General features: G+C 60.8%; 10 protein-coding genes. 8 read left to right on the forward strand and 2 right to left on the reverse strand.

Annotation, left to right across the window (positions count from 1 at the left end; all coding sequences use genetic code 11):
• Window positions 1–140 precede the first annotated feature (140 nt).
• Together QRN36_RS18515 and QRN36_RS18520 are read left to right on the forward strand one after the other, a co-directional pair.
• Window positions 141–314 (forward strand): DUF6026 family protein, encoded by a 174-nt coding sequence (locus QRN36_RS18515; RefSeq protein WP_093458959.1) that lies wholly within the window; start codon window positions 141–143, stop codon window positions 312–314.
• Between the two features lie 313 nt (window positions 315–627).
• On the forward strand, window positions 628–2373 hold the full coding sequence (locus QRN36_RS18520; protein WP_285425384.1) for a phosphoethanolamine transferase CptA: 1746 nt from the start codon (window positions 628–630) through the stop codon (window positions 2371–2373).
• A 67-nt stretch (window positions 2374–2440) separates the two neighbouring features.
• On the opposite strand, the gene QRN36_RS18525 is transcribed toward QRN36_RS18520, so the two are convergent.
• Together QRN36_RS18525 and QRN36_RS18530 are read right to left on the reverse strand one after the other, a co-directional pair.
• Window positions 2441–3988, reverse strand: coding sequence for a TerC family protein (locus tag QRN36_RS18525; protein ID WP_285425385.1), 1548 nt, complete (start codon window positions 3986–3988; stop codon window positions 2441–2443).
• 354 nt (window positions 3989–4342) lie between these two features.
• Entirely contained in the window at window positions 4343–4834 is a 492-nt protein-coding gene (locus QRN36_RS18530) for a GNAT family N-acetyltransferase (protein ID WP_285425386.1), read from the reverse strand.
• Window positions 4835–5438: 604 nt separating this feature from the next.
• Between QRN36_RS18530 and glgA the strand changes: the two genes are divergently transcribed.
• The 6 genes from glgA to glgX all read left to right on the forward strand — a co-directional run bounded on the left by glgA (window position 5439) and on the right by glgX (window position 16524).
• The gene (gene glgA, locus QRN36_RS18535; protein ID WP_285425387.1) at window positions 5439–7025 is read left to right on the forward strand and encodes a glycogen synthase GlgA; all 1587 of its coding nucleotides are present in this window, start codon (window positions 5439–5441) and stop codon (window positions 7023–7025) included.
• Between the two features lie 25 nt (window positions 7026–7050).
• Entirely contained in the window at window positions 7051–8865 is a 1815-nt protein-coding gene (gene treZ, locus QRN36_RS18540; RefSeq protein ID WP_285425388.1) for a malto-oligosyltrehalose trehalohydrolase, read from the forward strand.
• Window positions 8855–10924: a 4-alpha-glucanotransferase gene (malQ, locus tag QRN36_RS18545; protein ID WP_285425389.1), complete on the forward strand. Its 2070-nt coding sequence runs from the start codon at window positions 8855–8857 to the stop codon at window positions 10922–10924. Before treZ ends, malQ begins: the two co-directional genes overlap by 11 nt.
• Window positions 10921–13704: a malto-oligosyltrehalose synthase gene (locus QRN36_RS18550; protein WP_285425390.1), complete on the forward strand. Its 2784-nt coding sequence runs from the start codon at window positions 10921–10923 to the stop codon at window positions 13702–13704. Before malQ ends, QRN36_RS18550 begins: the two co-directional genes overlap by 4 nt.
• A 16-nt stretch (window positions 13705–13720) precedes the next feature.
• Entirely contained in the window at window positions 13721–14164 is a 444-nt protein-coding gene (locus tag QRN36_RS18555; RefSeq protein ID WP_285425391.1) for a DUF2934 domain-containing protein, read from the forward strand.
• 173 nt (window positions 14165–14337) lie between these two features.
• Entirely contained in the window at window positions 14338–16524 is a 2187-nt protein-coding gene (gene glgX, locus QRN36_RS18560) for a glycogen debranching protein GlgX (RefSeq protein ID WP_285425392.1), read from the forward strand.
• Window positions 16525–16661 lie beyond the last annotated feature (137 nt).

Here is a 16661-nt window from a genome sequence, read left to right on the forward strand (position 1 = left end):
TAAAAATAAAAAAGTTCCTTTTTTGCGCAAAAGAAATCAGAATTCCCGCCGATAGAGGTAGGAAGCAAGGACACAGTCGGGTAGGCAACGTCTCTGCTTGAACCTTACGAAGTTGAATCCCGCCATTTGCGAGGTGAGCAATGGGCACAGTACTACCGGCAAACGCACCACAAACTCTGTACGTCACTGTCCGTCGTGACGAGCTGCGCCAGCTCAAGGAAGAACGCGATCAGCTGCAGAAGAAAGTCACCCAATTGACCATGATGCTGCAACACGCTCAGTTGGTCAGCAGCGGCACTGCCCTGCAAGCCTGACTCTCCCTGCCACGTTCGTCCTGAGGCAAGCCCGATCCGCTGGCTTGCCGATGCATGCCCAGTCCAGCATTTTCCCCGCCAACGCCATCCAGACCTCTGGACATTCGTCCGACCAGACACACTCTGTAACGTTCCCGCGCCTTGCACAATCCCTTCCCTGAGCTACTCGACACCCTACTGACACACAGCTGACATAATTTTCACGTCCGCCGCACCATAATCGCGCCACTGTAAAACAGATGATGGCACTTAGCCGCCATCAGACGATGCGACGCGGCACCTTGCCGCTCGAGATTCACAGCTGGAGCGTCACATGACAACGATGCACCGGAGCGCCGCTGCTCCGAAAGGTTTTGACTGGACTGGCCTGATCTGGCTGTTCGTATTCTTCTGGTATTTCTCCGGGATCACGCAACTCCTCATTCAGCTGACCGGCATCACCGGTTTCGCGGGCTTTCGCCAGGCATTCGTGCTGAGCGCGATCTGGCTGGCGCCGATGCTGGTGTTCCCGAGACAGACCCGCGTAATGGCGGCCGTCATCGGCGTGATCCTCTGGGCCTGCTCGATGGCCAGCCTGGGTTACTTCTTCATCTATCAGCAAGAATTCTCGCAGAGCGTCATCTTCATCATGTTCGAATCGAACATCTCTGAAGCGGGCGAGTACATGACGCAGTACTTCGCGTGGTGGATCGTCCTGGCGTTCATCGCCCATACTGCGTTCGCGATCTTCCTGTGGACCCGCCTGCGCCCGGTGTACATGCCCCGCGGTCGCGCGTGGATCGTGGCGACCGCGCTGCTGGTCGCGATCATCGGCTACCCGCTGGCCAAACAGATGTCGCGCCATGAGACCACGGCCGAAGGCCTCGAGGCGTTCGAATCACGCGTCGAGCCCGCCGTGCCGTGGCAGATGATCGTCGCCTATCACCGCTACACCCAACAACTGGACAGCATGCAAGACATGCTCACCAGCAGCAGCAACATCGCGCCGCTGAAGAACCTGAAAGATCAACAGGCCGGGCTGCCGACCACGCTGGTGCTGGTCATCGGCGAGTCGACCAACCGTGGGCGCATGCATCTGTATGGCTATCCGCGCCAGACCACGCCCAACCTGGACGCCATGAAAGATCAGTTGCAGGTGTTCGACAACGTGATCACGCCGCGGCCTTACACCATTGAAGCCTTGCAACAGGTGCTGACGTTCGCTGACGAAGAAAACCCCGACCTGTACCTGAAGACGCCTTCGATCGTCAGCGTGATGAAGCAGGCGGGTTACAAGACCTTCTGGATCACCAACCAGCAGACGATGACCAAACGCAACACCATGCTCACGACCTTCTCCGAGCAGGCCGACGAGCAGGTCTACCTGAACAACAACCGCAACCAGAATGCGCGCCAGTATGACGGCGACGTGCTTGAACCCTTCGCCAAGGCGCTGGGCGATGCCGCGCCGCGCAAGCTGATCGTCGTTCATCTGCTGGGCACGCACATGGCCTATCAGTACCGTTATCCGCAGTCGTTCGAGAAATTCACCGGCCGTGACGGCGTGCCTGCGGCCATCGATGACAGCAAACTCGAGCTGTACAACAGCTACGACAATGCGGTGCTGTACAACGATTTCGTGGTTTCGAGCCTGATCAAGGAATATGGCAAGGCTGACCCCAATGGCTTCTTGCTGTACCTGTCCGATCATGGCGAGGACGTGTTCGATTCGGCGGGTCACGCCACATTGGGACGCAACGAGAAGAAGCCGACGATTCCCATGTACACCGTGCCGTTCATTGCCTACGCCTCACCGAAGTGGCGTGAAACCCACGACTGGAATTTCGACAGCATTCACAGCCGTCCTTACTCCAGCTCCAACCTGATCCACACCTGGGCGCAACTGGCCGGCCTGAGCTTTGACGAGCTGGACACCACCAAGAGCCTGGTCAGCCTGGACTTCAAGGCGCGTCCGAGGCTGATCGGCGACCCGTATGCGCAGAAAGGGTTGAGCGACTTCGCAATCATGGAGAAAGTGGCGCGCCAACCCGAGACTCCGCCGCAAGTCGCGGCGCAGTAAACGCGTCTGAGTTGAACGAAAAGGCCTGCATCGCGCAGGCCTTTTTGTTTTTCCGGTTCGCCGCGGTTTACTGCTGACGCAGCAAGACCTTGGTAACCCGACGCTCCTGGACTTGCACCACCTCGATGTTCCAGCCCGCCCACTGCAGCTGATCGCCCGTTACCGGCAGGCGATCAAGCAGGCTCATGACCAGACCGGCGAGGGTTTGATAGTCCTCTGTCGGGCGCGCCTTGAAGCCGATCCGCTCGCGCAGGTGATCCAGGTTCATCGCCGCATTGACCACCACGCCCCCGCCCTCTTCGGTCAGGTCCGGGCCCTCGACCTCGGAGGCGTCCGGCAATTCGCCGGCAATCGACTCGAGAATATCGGTCATGGTCAGGATCCCGGCAAAATCCCCAAACTCGTTGATCACGAAGGCGATGTGCGTCGACTGCGCGCGCATCTGCTCCAGCGCATTGAGGATCGAAAAGCTTTCCAACAGGTTCAGGCTCGGCCGTGCCAAGTGCTCCAGATTCGGCTCGGTCCCGGACAGCAGCGCGTTGAGCATTTCCTTTTTATGCACGAAACCCAGAGGCTCCTCCACCCGCCCGCCACGGATCAGCGGCAGCCGCGAGTAAGAGGAACTCAGCAGTCGTTGCCGGATGGCCTGCGGATCATCATCCAGGTCGAGCATGTCGACATCGTTGCGCACGGTCATGGCGCTGCGAATCGGCCGCTGCGCCAACTGCAGCACGCCACTGATCATCACGCGCTCACGACGATCGAAGACCACTTCCCCGCTGTCGCCATCGAGCATGTCGGCAATCTCCTCGCCCACGTCTTCGGCATTCGGCTTGCGCCCGCCCAGCAGGCGAAGCACTGCGTGGGCCATGCGTTCACGACGCGGCAGATCGCCCTTGAGGCTGCGTTTGCGGCGCGATCGGGCAACCTGATTGAAGACCTCGATGAGGATCGAAAATCCGATGGCGGCGTACAGGTAACCTTTGGGGATATGAAAGCCTAGGCCATCGGCGGTCAGGCTGAAGCCGATCATCATCAGGAAACCCAGGCAGAGCATGATAACGGTCGGGTGCGCGTTGACGAACGCCGTCAGCGGTTTGCTGGCGATGATCATGATGCCGATCGAGAAAATCACCGCGATCATCATCACGGCCAGTTCGTCGACCATCCCCACCGCCGTGATCACGGCGTCCAGCGAGAACACCGCATCGAGCACCACGATCTGCGCCACGATCGGCCAGAACAGCGCGTAGGTCGTGCTGCCGGAGTGCTGCGCCACATGCCCTTCCAGGCGCTCGTGCAGCTCCATCGTCGCCTTGAACAGCAGGAAGACGCCGCCGAACAGCATGATCAGATCGCGCCCCGAAAACGACTTGCCGAATATCTCGAACAACGGCTCGGTGAGGGTCACCATCCACGAGATACTCGCCAGCAGCCCCAGACGCATGATCAGCGCCAGGGACAGGCCAAGCACCCGCGCGCGGTCACGCTGCTCGGGCGGCAACTTGTCGGCGAGAATCGCAATGAAGACGAGGTTGTCGATGCCCAGCACCAGCTCGAGCACGATCAAGGTCAGAAGGCCGAGCCAGGCGGTGGGATCCGCAAGCCATTCCATGGTCAGTTGCTCCTTCGCGGCAGGACAGAATCGAACGACGACTCACTCCCCCGCACGCGTGGGTGCGGGTCGAGGCTGGGTTCGGACGGCACAGGCAAGATTAGATCAGGGGCGAGATGATCGGGGCAATGCGGGCGGGATTGGCAACCGGGAGGTTCCAGTGAAAGCGGCATGTGAATCCTGAAATGAATACGGGAGCCGATCCTACCTTGCGCGCCGAAATGCCTTACAGGACATAACTGTTACAAATGTTTTGAACGACTGTTGCCCCAGCAACACCTGAACGAGGAGCGCGCTGCAGCGGGACGAGCGCGCAGGCCGCCCGGTACACGTGTGTCCGGGCGACGCGGCGACTCAGAGGGCTTTCTGCCAGAACAGCGCCCGCCCCATCTGCGGGTCGAGCTGGTAATCGGAAAAACCCAGCTTGCGGTAAGCGCCCTTGGCCGCCTCGTTGCCCTCCAGCACTTCCAGAGTGATCTTGCAGCAACCGCGCTGACGGGCGATCTCCTCCACTTTGGCGAGCATCTTCTGACTGATGCCCTGCCCTCGCACGGCGGCAATGACCACCACGTCGTGAACGTTGACCAGAGGCCGGCAGGCGAAGGTGGAGAAGCCTTCGAAACAGTTGACCAGGCCCACCGGCTCACCGGCAATGAACGCCAGCACGCTGAACGCGTGAGGCCGCTTGGCCAGTTCGATGGCCAGTTGCTCTCGGGTATCCAGAGACAGCGACTCGCCGCCACCCATGGCGTCTTCGGCATATTGGTTGAGCAGGAAACCGATCGCTTCGGCGTGGACCGGATTGCTATAGCTGGCTTGCAGTACCAGAACCTCGGGGGCTTGCATTGACTTCCTCTACCGCTGAAAGGTGACCAGGCGACCGGTGCTTCGACCGGGACCGCCACGTGGCAGCGATTCTAACGCGGTGCGCACCAAAATATCCCGATACAGAAGTAGGAAAAATCTCTATGCGCACGCGAAAAGATCGATCACGCACCGAGAAAAGGCGACGTCTGCACTTTCCCTCCTGCGAATGATCCAAAAAGTCCCGAAGCACCGAGGCTGGGATGCGCACCGTTTTGATTGTCGAACAATCCGACCAGCGGTCGTCTGCATCGGGAACCGCCGTTTCATGCGTCACGACAGCGCAATGCATGGCGAGCAGGATGATGTAGCGCAGTGGAAACTTTCCTACAAAAAGCCTCCCACCCCGCATGCCAGACATTTCCCTGAAAAAAAGTCGAAACTTCTACAACAGCCCTGGGTCATGTGATTAGAGCGCCTATGCTATTGCTTCAAGCCCGAGCAGAGGCCGCTTTCACCCTGTCCTTCATTATGCAGTCGGTAAATGGGTATCGATTTTGCGTAGGTCTTGTGTGCCTGGCCATAGGACATGGCCGATTACAACTCAAGTGCTGTACCAACACTGCGTATCGAATGGGAGAAAACGATGATTAGTGCCGCTGTCAAAACCCAGAAGGGAGAGAGTTTTAATCAGCCGGCCAGCGAGCTGACCCATCTGCCGGTCTTCGCAACGACGAGCGCACCTGTGCTGCAACTGCCCCCGGTTCAACCGGGCATGTCGATGATGAACAGAAAGAAGATTCTGTTCGTGACCTCGGAAATGGCCGACCTGGTGAAAACCGGCGGTCTGGGCGATGTTTCTGCCGCACTGCCGCGCGCCATGCGCCACCTGCACGATGTACGCGTGCTGATTCCCGGCTATCCACAGGTCATCAATAGCGGTAACCCGATTCACATCATCAGCGAACTCAGCGGCCATGCCGCCCTGCCGCCGTGCAAGATCGGCCGCATGGACATGAAAGACGGGCTGGTGATTTATGTGCTGATCTGCCCTGAACTGTATGAACGCGAAGGTACGCCTTACGGCGACAACCAAGGTCGCGATTGGTCCGACAACCACATCCGCTTTGCCCGACTGGGTCTGGCGGCAGCGGACTTCGCCGCAGGCGCGGTGAAAACCCAGTGGTGCCCGGAGCTGGTTCACGCCCACGACTGGCCAGCAGGCCTGGCGCCGGCGTACATGAAATGGCGCGGACAGACCACGCCGTCGATTTTCACCATTCACAACCTCGCCTATCAGGGTTTCGTCAGCACGGCGTCGAGCCGCGAGCTGGGGATTCCCGATGAGGCGCTCGGCCCGGATGGCATGGAGTTTTACGGTCGCCTGTCGTTCATCAAGGCCGGCATGGCATACGCCAGCCACATCACCACCGTGAGCGCCACCTACGCCAAGGAAATCACCACGCCAGACTTCGGTTGCGGTCTTGAAGGCTTCCTGCAAAGCAAGGCTGAAAAAGGCCAGTTGAGCGGGATCCCCAACGGCATCGACGAAAGCTGGGACGCCGCGACCGACGACCATCTGGTCTGCCGTTTCGCGCCGAACGAGTGGACGCGCAAAGAAATCAACGCCGATCACGTTCGCGAGCTGTTCGAACTGGAACCGTCGAGCGGACCGCTGTTCGCGGTGGTGTCCCGTCTGGTCTATCAAAAAGGCCTGGACCTGACCATCGGCGTTGGCGAGTACATCGTCAACAACGGCGGGCAGATCGCGATCATCGGTCGCGGCGAGCCTGAAGAAGAAGACGCGATGCGTGCGCTGGCAGCCCGTTTCCCCGGCCAGATCAGCGTGCGTGTGGGCTTCAACGAAACCGATGCGCGCCGTATGTTCGCCGGCAGCGACTTCCTGCTGATGCCTTCGCGCTATGAGCCGTGCGGCCTTAGCCAGATGTACGCCCAGCGTTTCGGCTCACTGCCGATCGCACGCCGCACCGGCGGTCTGGCCGACACCATCGAAGATGGCTGCACAGGCTTTCTGTTCGATGAGTCCACCGTTGAAAGCTACACCGAAGCCTTGACCCGCGCGTTCAGGGTCTTTGCCAACCCGCTGCTGCTGAACGCCATGCGTTGCCGCGCAATGGCCGCCCCGTTTGACTGGCATAAAGCCGTCGAACCTTACGCCGAGCTGTATCAGGATCTTCTGAAGAAAAACGTGGGTGCTGCGCTGCATTACTGATTGATGAACTGAAAAGGGGTAACGGATGCCTTCGCGCACGGATGAGAACTGGCGCCACGGCGCCGTCTTGCTGGATTCCGACCGCACCCGGTTCGCCCTGTGGGCACCGGATGCAAATGATGTCAGTGTCGAGAAAGAGGATGGGTCTGTACAGGCCCTCCTTGCGCAGGAAAACGGCTGGTTCGTCCTGGAAACACACGCCCCGGCCGGCACGCAATACCGCTACATCATCGACAACGACTTGCACGTACCTGACCCGGCCTCCCGGGCTCAGGTCAGCGACGTGCATGGCTTTAGCGTGGTCGTCGATCCCGCGGCTTTCAAGTGGCAGCATGCCGACTGGTGCGGACGCCCCTGGCATGAAGCAGTCATTTATGAACTGCACACCGGTGCGCTGGGCGGTTTTGCCGCCGTCGAACGACATTTGCAACATCTGGTCGACACTGGCATCACCGCGATCGAATTGATGCCCATCGGCCAGTTTCCCGGCGATCGCAACTGGGGTTACGACGGCGTGTTGCCGTATGCGCCGCAGTCCTCCTACGGTACGCCGGAAGAGCTCAAGCACCTGATCGACACCGCCCACGGGCTTGGCCTGATGGTCATCCTCGATGTGGTCTACAACCACTTCGGGCCGGACGGTAATTATCTGGGCAGCTACGCCAAACACTTCTTCCGCAGCGACAAGAAGACGCCATGGGGCGACGCCATCGACTTCCGCCAGCGCGAAGTGCGTGACTTCTTCATCGACAACAGCCTGATGTGGTTGATGGAATATCGCTTCGACGGCCTGCGCTTCGACGCGGTCCACGCCATCGAAGACCCCAACTTTCTCGAAGAGCTTGCCGAGCGCGTGCACCAGCAGGTGCCCTCGCAGCGGCAGATCTGGCTGATGCTGGAGAACGAGTTCAACGAAGCCCGGCGCATGAAACAGGGCTACGACGCGCAGTGGAACGACGACGGCCACAATACGCTGCACGTGTTGCTGACAGGCGAAACCGACGCGTACTACACCGATTTTGCCCAGCAACCGACGCACAAATTGGCGCGTCTGCTCAGTGAAGGCTTTGTCTACCAGGGCGAGTCCACGCGCCATGGTCATGCCCGTGGCGAGCCCAGCGCGGACCTGCCGCCCAGTGCGTTCGTGCTGTTCCTGCAGAATCACGACCAGATCGGCAACCGTGCGCTGGGCGAACGTCTGGTGCAACTGGCACCGGCGCCCGCTCTGCGTGCCGCCACTGCCCTCTTGCTGCTGTCGCCGATGATTCCCCTGATGTTCATGGGTGATGAGTGGGCCGCCAGCGAACCGTTTCTGTTTTTCACCGATTTCCATGACGAACTGGCTGACGCGGTGCGCGAAGGACGTCGCGGTGAATTCGCCGATTTCGCCGCGTTTGCCGATCCGCAGCAACGCGAGCGCATTCCGGATCCGAACGCACTGGCAACCTTTGAAGCCTCCAAACCCGGCTTCGATGCGCTTTATCTGGAAACCGACACAGGTCAGGACCATCGCAACTGGCTTGCGCTTTATAAGGAATTGCTCAAGACCCGTCGGGAGGAAATCTTCCCGCGCCTGGAAGGTGCCGAGGCGCTGGGTGCTGACGTACTGGCCGACAAAGCGGTCAGCGCACGCTGGCGGATGGGCGATGACACCGAGCTGCGCATCGACCTGAACCTCAGCGAGCACCCGGTGGAGATCGAGCCCTACCACGCACAGCGCGTGCTGCACGAGTCCCATCCAAAATCGGCAGAACTTTCCCAACGCGGCAGCCTCAATCCATACACGGCCGTTGTCAGCCTGATATCGCGTGACGTTGTGGAGGAACAGGATGAGCAATGAGCAACTGGAGATGCTGGCGGCCGAGGCAGGATTGTCGGTCGACTGGAAGGATGCCAACGCACGACCGCAAAGGGTCAGCCCCGAAGTGTTACGCAAGGTCCTCGACGGACTGGGTTACCCCGCTGAAGACGATGCGCAGATCGCCTCGAGCCTCAAGCGACTGCAAGATCAGAGCCTGTCCGCCACACCGCCGCCTCTGCTGACGGTTGACCACGGCCGCAATCTGGACCTGTCGGCCTGGTTCAAACCGGAAACGCCTTTCGTTCTGAAGCTGGCAGACGGTTCGCGTCTCGACGCCAGACTCACCGCCAAAGCCGAGCTTCCGGGGCTGGCCACCGTCGGCTATCAGCAACTGGCCATCGATGGCCAGCACCTGACCATCGCGGTGGCACCCAAGACCTGTTACAGCATGGCAATGGCCGAAGACGTCAGCATCGCCCGCGACTGGGGGCTGACCGTTCAGCTGTACTACCTTCGCCGCGAAGGCGATGGCGGGTTTGGCGACACCCAGGCTCTGGAGGCTTTCGCTCGCTCGGCAGGCGAACGTGGCGCCGCCGCGATCGCCATCAGCCCGGTGCACGCGATGTTCGCCAGCGACCCGAGTCGTTACAGCCCCTACTCGCCTTCGAGCCGGCTGTTCCTCAATGCGCTGTACGCGGCGCCCGGCGCGATCCTCGGTGAGCGCGCCGTGCGCACGGCAATCGAAGAAACCGGCCTTGCCGACGAGCTCAAGCGCCTTGAATCGCTGACACTGGTCGACTGGCCGGCTGCCGCGGCAGCCAAGTGGATTCTTTATCGCTCCCTCTACAGCGCGTTCATTGGCAGCGAGCACCCGCTGCACGAAGATTTCAACAGTTTCCGCCACGCCGGCGGCGAAGCGCTGGAGAATCATTGTCGCTTCGAGGCGCTGCGTGACGAGTCCGAAAAACTGGGCATCAGCGACAACTGGCATGAATGGCCGGACGCGTTCAAAAACCCGCGCAGCGAGGAGATCGACCAATTTGCCGACAAACATGGCGAGCAGATCGGCTTTCACGCCTTCGCTCAATGGCTGATCGCCCGAGGCCTTGAACGGGCGCAGACCGCCGCGCGCTCGAGCGGCATGAAAATCGGGCTGATCGGCGATCTGGCAGTCGGTGCCGATGGCGCCGGCAGCCAGGCCTGGAGCCGTCAGGATGAACTGCTGTCCGCCCTTACCGTCGGCGCGCCACCGGACATCCTCAATCGCTCCGGGCAAAGCTGGGGCATCTCGGCGTTCTCGCCCACGGGCCTGAGACGCAACGGCTTTCGTGCATTCATTGAAATGCTGCGGGCCAATTTCGCCCATGCCGGCGGGCTGCGCATCGACCACGTGATGGGCCTGCAGCGGTTGTGGGTGGTGCCGCTGGGCTCGCCGCCAAGCGAAGGCGCTTACCTCAACTATCCGCTGGACGACATGCTGCGCCTGCTGTGCCTGGAATCCTGGCGCCACAAGGCTGTGGTCCTCGGCGAAGACCTGGGCACGGTGCCCGAAGGCCTCCACGACAAATTGTCGGAGCGGGAGATTCTCGGCATGCGCGTGCTGTTGTTCGAACAGGACAACGCTCAATTCAAACCGATCATCAGATGGTCGGACGACGCGCTGGCAACCACCAGTACGCATGATTTGCCGACGCTGACCGGCTGGCTCAGCGAGCTGGACATTGAATGGAATAAAACCTTGGGCCACATCGACGCAAACACCGAACAAGACTGGCGTGCAGCCCGCGAGCGCGAACGCCAGGGTTTACGTACCGCCCTGCGACAGAACTACGGCATGCACGACAGCAGCGACAGCGACCTCATCGACGGCAGCATCCGCTACCTGGGCCACACGCGCGCGCCGCTGGTGTTGCTGCCGATTGAAGATGCGCTGGGGATCGAGGAACAAGCCAACCTGCCGGGGACCATCGACAGCCACCCCAACTGGCGGCGACGCTTGCCGGGGGACAGCGCGGCGTTGCTCGACCATCCCGACGCCGCACGACGCCTGGAAATCCTTGCGGCGGCACGTCAGCAGGCCCGGGAGCGTGACCAATGAGCGCTCTCAAGCCTCTGCGCGCGACCCAACGCCTGCAATTCCACAAGGATTTCACCCTCGACGACGCCACCCGACTGGTGCCGTATTTCGCCCGGCTGGGGATCAGCCATATCTACGCTTCGCCATTGCTGAAAGCGCGGGCGGGCTCCATGCACGGTTACGACGTCGTCGATCCGCGGGTGATCAATCCCGAGCTGGGCGGCGAGCCGGCACTGCGTCGACTGGTGGCGGCCCTGCGCGAACATGGCATGGGCCTGATTCTGGATATCGTTTCCAACCACATGGCTGTCGGCGGCGCTGACAACCCGTGGTGGCTGGATTTGCTGGAATGGGGCCGTCGCAGTCCCTACGCGAAGTTTTTCGACATCCAGTGGAATTCCCCTGATCCGCTGCTCAAAGGGCAACTGCTGTTGCCGTTCCTGAGCACCGACTATGGCACTGTGTTGCAGAACGGCGATGTCGCACTGCGGCTCGACGCCGAGCATGGCAGTTTCCACGCCGAGCACTATCAGCATCATTTCCCGATCAATCCGGGCTCGTACGGGCCGCTGCTGAAGGCCGCCAGACGCCCTGAGCTGGAGCCACTGGCCGAGCGTTTCACGCAGCTCGATTCCCAGGCCGACGCCTACGAGCAGGCGCTGAACCTGAAAGCCGAACTGGCGGGACTGATCAAGGCCAATCCTGACCTGACGCCTGCCATCGAGGCCGGATTCTCCCAGTTCGACGGACGCCAGCCAGAAGGCTTCGAGCGGCTTCACCGCCTGCTCGAACAACAGGATTATCGCCTGGCGAGCTGGCGCACGGCAGGCGACGACATCAACTGGCGCCGGTTCTTCGACATCAACGAACTGGGCGGCCTCAAGGTCGAGCGCTCGCAGGTCTTCGAAGCCACCCACGGCAAGATTTTCGAGCTGATTTCCGAAGGGCTGGTGGACGGTCTGCGGATCGACCATATCGATGGCCTGGCCGACCCGCGTGGCTATTGCCGCAAGCTGCGGCGTCGGGTTGACAGCCTGCTGAAGCTGCGCCCGGCCGGAACCGAGCTGAACCACCTGCCGATCTTCGTCGAGAAGATCCTCGGCCCCGACGAGCCGCTGCGTCAGGACTGGAACGTGGACGGCACCACCGGTTACGAGTTCATGAACCAGGTGTCGTTGCTGCAACACGATCCTCGTGGCGAAGCGGTGCTGGGTGAGCTGTGGAGCCGGGTCAGCGGTCGAACCGCCGACTTCAATGCCGAAGTGCTCGAGGCCCGGGATCTGGTGCTGCACGGCACGCTTGCCGGGGACTTCGAAAACCTTGCTCAGGCGCTGCTGCAAGTGGCGCGCAGCGACGTCATGAGCCGCGACCTGACGCTGGGGGCGATCCGTCGTGCGTTGCTGGCGCTGGTGAGTAACTTCCCGGTCTATCGCACCTACATCACGGCCTGCGGACGCTCCGACGAAGACGAGCGCTTCTTCCAGCAAGCCATGAGCGGTGCCCGCGAGTTACTCGGCGAAGGCGACTGGCCGGTGCTCGATTATCTGCAGCGCTGGCTCGGCGGAGAACGCCTGCGCGACTACCCGAGCGGCCCCCTGCGCGAGATGCGTCGCAAGGCGTGCAATCGCTTCCAGCAGTTGACTTCACCGGTCGCCGCCAAGTCGGTGGAAGACACCTCGTTCTATCGCTCGTCCGTGTTGCTGTCGCGCAACGATGTGGGCTTCCATCCGCAACATTTCAGTGCACCGGTCGAGGCTTTCCATCAGGTCTGCATCGATCGCAGTGCAACCTTTCCAGACAACCTGCTGACCACGGCAACCCACGACCACAAGCGCGGCGAAGACACGCGCGCACGCCTGGCGGTGATCAGCGAGCATGCGCCGTGGTACGCCGAACAGGTCGAGCGCTGGCAGCAACTGTCCGCACCGCTCAAGGGGGGCGAGAGTCACATCAGCCCAGGCGACGAATTGATGCTTTACCAGGCGATCCTGGGCAGTTGGCCGCTGGGGCTTGAGGGCGACAGTGCGTTTGAAGAGTACGCAAAACGGCTCACGCAATGGCAGGAAAAAGCCCTGCGCGAAGCCAAGTTGCAGAGCAGCTGGAGCGCTCCGAACGAGGCGTATGAGACCGCGTGTCGCGAGTTCTTGCAGCAGCTGTTGTTGAGCCCGGAAGGATTGGCGCTGCGTCAGTCGATCGGTGCCACGGCCAATCGAATTGCTCCGGCAGGTGCATTGAATAGTCTGGCGCAAACTTTGCTGCGAATGACTGCGCCCGGTGTGCCTGATCTGTATCAGGGTACCGAATTCTGGGACTTCAGCCTGGTGGATCCGGACAACCGTCGTCCGGTGGATTACCCCGCTCGCGAACGCGCGCTGAGCCAATCCACATCCCTCACCGAGTTGCTTGCCCAGTGGCAGGACGGCCGGATCAAACAGGCGTTGATTGCCCAGGTGCTCATGCTGCGCAATCAACATTCCTCACTGTTCAGTGAAGGCCGATATCAACCGCTTGAAGTGGTCGGCGAAAAGGCCGCCCACGTCGTCGCATTTGCCCGGGAAACGCAGGGCGTGCGGGCTATTGTTGTGGTTCCACGTTTGCCGGCTGAACTAATGGGCACCGCGCAAACTCCATTCATCAACGCAGCAAATTGGGGCGATACACGAATACTCCTGCCGTTCACTGATTCACATCCGGATTGGAAGGGACTTTTCTCACAAGCTACAGTCACATCCAGCAAGGAAATGTTGCTCAGTGCAGCGCTCAAGGAAATTTCTGTAAACCTGCTTATTCAAACCTTGTAATACCGGGAGTGTCGAGATGAGTGCCGACGAGAAAAGAATCAAAGAGCTTGCCCACCAGATCTGGGAAACGGAAGGCAAGCCGCATGGGCATGATGCCCGTCACTGGGAAATGGCCCGCAAACTGGCCGAAGCCGAAGCCAAGTCGCCGAAGAAGCCTGCGGCTGAAAAAGCGACCAAGGGCAAAGCCGCCAGCAAGCCTGCAGCAGCAAAACCGGCCGCCGCCAAAGCCGCCGCCAAGCCTGCCGAAAAGCCGGCTGAAAAACCGGCGGCCAAAGCGGCTGAAAAACCTGCCGCCAAGCCAGCAGCCAAGTCCGCTGCCAAGCCTGCGGCAAAACCGGCGGCCAAGGCACCTGCCAAACCGGCAGAAGCCAAGTCCGCCGCGAACGGTGCGGCACCCGCGGCCAAGCCAGCAAAACCTGCAGCCAAGAAGGCGCCGGCAGCCAAACCTCCGACGCCTTGAACCTTGCCTTCGGCAAGGCTTCCAACAGATGACACCTACCGCAGGGATCGCCTGAAAACGATCGTCTGAAACCTGCGGTAAACCACCCCCTGTATTGCGTAATGGCGCAGTCCCAGCCTGCGACAAAGGCTTTGTTCGCCCTCAGGAAATCATTCGAAACGTCAGGAATTCACATGAGCAAGCAAGAAAAGAACAGCACCAACCAGAATGAATCCAGCACGGCCGGCAGCCCTGAAGTCACTGCATCGCGCATTCGTGAGGGCCTGCCCTTCCCGCTCGGTGCCAACTGGGACGGCCTTGGGGTCAACTTTGCAATCTTCTCGGCCAATGCCACCAAAGTCGAACTGTGCCTGTTCGACTCCACCGGCGAGCACGAACTGGAGCGCATCGAGCTGCCCGAATACACCGATGAGATTTTCCACGGCTACTTGCCCGATGCTCATCCAGGCCTGATCTACGGCTACCGGGTCTATGGCCCGTATGATCCGAAAAACGGCCATCGCTTCAACCACAACAAGCTGTTGATCGACCCCTACGCCAAACAACTCGTAGGCGAACTGAAGTGGTCCGAAGCCCTGTTCGGCTACACCATCGGTCATCCCGATGACGACCTCAGCTTCGACGAGCGCGACAGCGCGCCCTTCGTGCCCAAGTGCAAAGTCATCGACCCGGCGTACACCTGGGGCCGTGACCAGCGCGTCAATGTGCCGTGGGAGAAAACCGTTTTCTACGAGACCCACACCCGCGGTTTCACCATGCGTCACCCGTCGGTCCCGGATGAGCTCAAAGGCACGTTCTCTGGCTTGATGGTCGACGACGTGATCCAGCACATCAAAGGCCTGGGCGTGTCCTCGGTCGAGCTGCTGCCAATCCATGCGTTCGTCAACGACCAACACCTGCTGCAAAAGGGCATGACCAACTACTGGGGTTACAACACCATCGCCTTCTTCGCGCCGGATCCGCGCTTCCTGGCTCACGGCAAGATCGCCGAGTTCAAGGAAATGGTCGCGCACATGCACCATGCGGGCCTGGAGGTGATTCTCGACGTGGTCTACAACCACACCGCCGAAGGCAACGAGCGTGGCCCGACCCTGTCCATGCGCGGCATCGACAACGCCTCGTACTACCGCCTGATGCCAGACGACAAGCGCTACTACATCAACGACTCCGGCACCGGCAACACCCTGGACCTGAGCCACCCGTGCGTGCTGCAGATGGTCACCGACTCCCTGCGCTACTGGGCGAGCGAGATGCATGTCGACGGTTTCCGCTTTGACCTGGCGACGATCCTTGGTCGATACCACGATGGCTTTGACGAGCGGCACAGCTTCCTCGTGGCCTGCCGTCAGGACCCGGTGCTGCGTCAGGTCAAGCTCATTGCCGAGCCTTGGGACTGCGGCCCCGGTGGCTATCAGGTTGGGCATTTCGCGCCGGGCTGGGCCGAGTGGAACGACAAGTTCCGCGACACCGTGCGGGCGTTCTGGAAAGGCGACGAAGGCCAGCTGGCCGATCTTGCGAGCCGCCTGACCGCCTCCGGCAACATGTTCAACCAGCGCGGCCGCAGGCCTTATGCGTCGGTCAACTTCGTCACCGCCCACGATGGTTTTACCCTGCACGACCTGGTGTCGTACAACGACAAGCACAACGAAGCCAACGACGAGAACAACCAGGACGGCAGCAACGATAACCGCTCCTGGAACCATGGCGTCGAAGGTCCGACCGACGACCCGGAAATCAACGCGCTGCGCCTGCGCCAGATGCGCAATTTCTTCGCCACGCTGCTGTTTTCCCAAGGCACGCCGATGATCGTTGCCGGTGACGAGTTTGCTCGCACTCAAAACGGCAACAACAATGCCTACTGCCAGGACAGCGAAATCGGCTGGGTCAATTGGGACTGGGATGAAGACGGCAAAGCGCTGCATGACTTCGTGCAGAAGCTGATCAAGGTGCGGATGAAATACCCGATCCTGCGTCGCGGGCGTTTCCTGGTGGGCGAATACAACGAAGAGTTGGGGGTCAAGGACGTCACCTGGCTGTCGCCGAGCGGCGAGGAAATGACTATCGAGCAATGGGAAGACCCTAACGGCCGCTGCCTGGGCATGCTCATCGATGGCCGTGCGCAGGAAACCGGGATCCGTCGCCGCGGGGCTGATGCGACCATGCTGATGATGGTCAACTCACACCACGAAGGGGTGAATTTCAAGCTCCCTGAAGTGCCGGAAGGCGTTAACTGGACCTGCCTGATCGACACCAACCAGCCTGACGCAAGAGGCAAGGAGAAATTCGAGTTCGGCTCGGAATACACCGTCACTCCGCGCTCGCTGCTGCTGTTCGAGCTGCAGAAAGAAGACCAGGCGTAATGCCCTGAAAAGGCCCGCAGACGTTCCCGCGTCTGCGGGCTTTTTTATGTGCGCTTACCCGTGCGCGCAGCGCTGCGGCCCCTCGTCGGCCGCGATTCAGCCTTCGAGCGGCCCACATTCTTCCCCGCGCGATCTTG

The organism is Pseudomonas sp. efr-133-TYG-103a (assembly GCF_030209235.1).
GTDB lineage: Bacteria > Pseudomonadota > Gammaproteobacteria > Pseudomonadales > Pseudomonadaceae > Aquipseudomonas.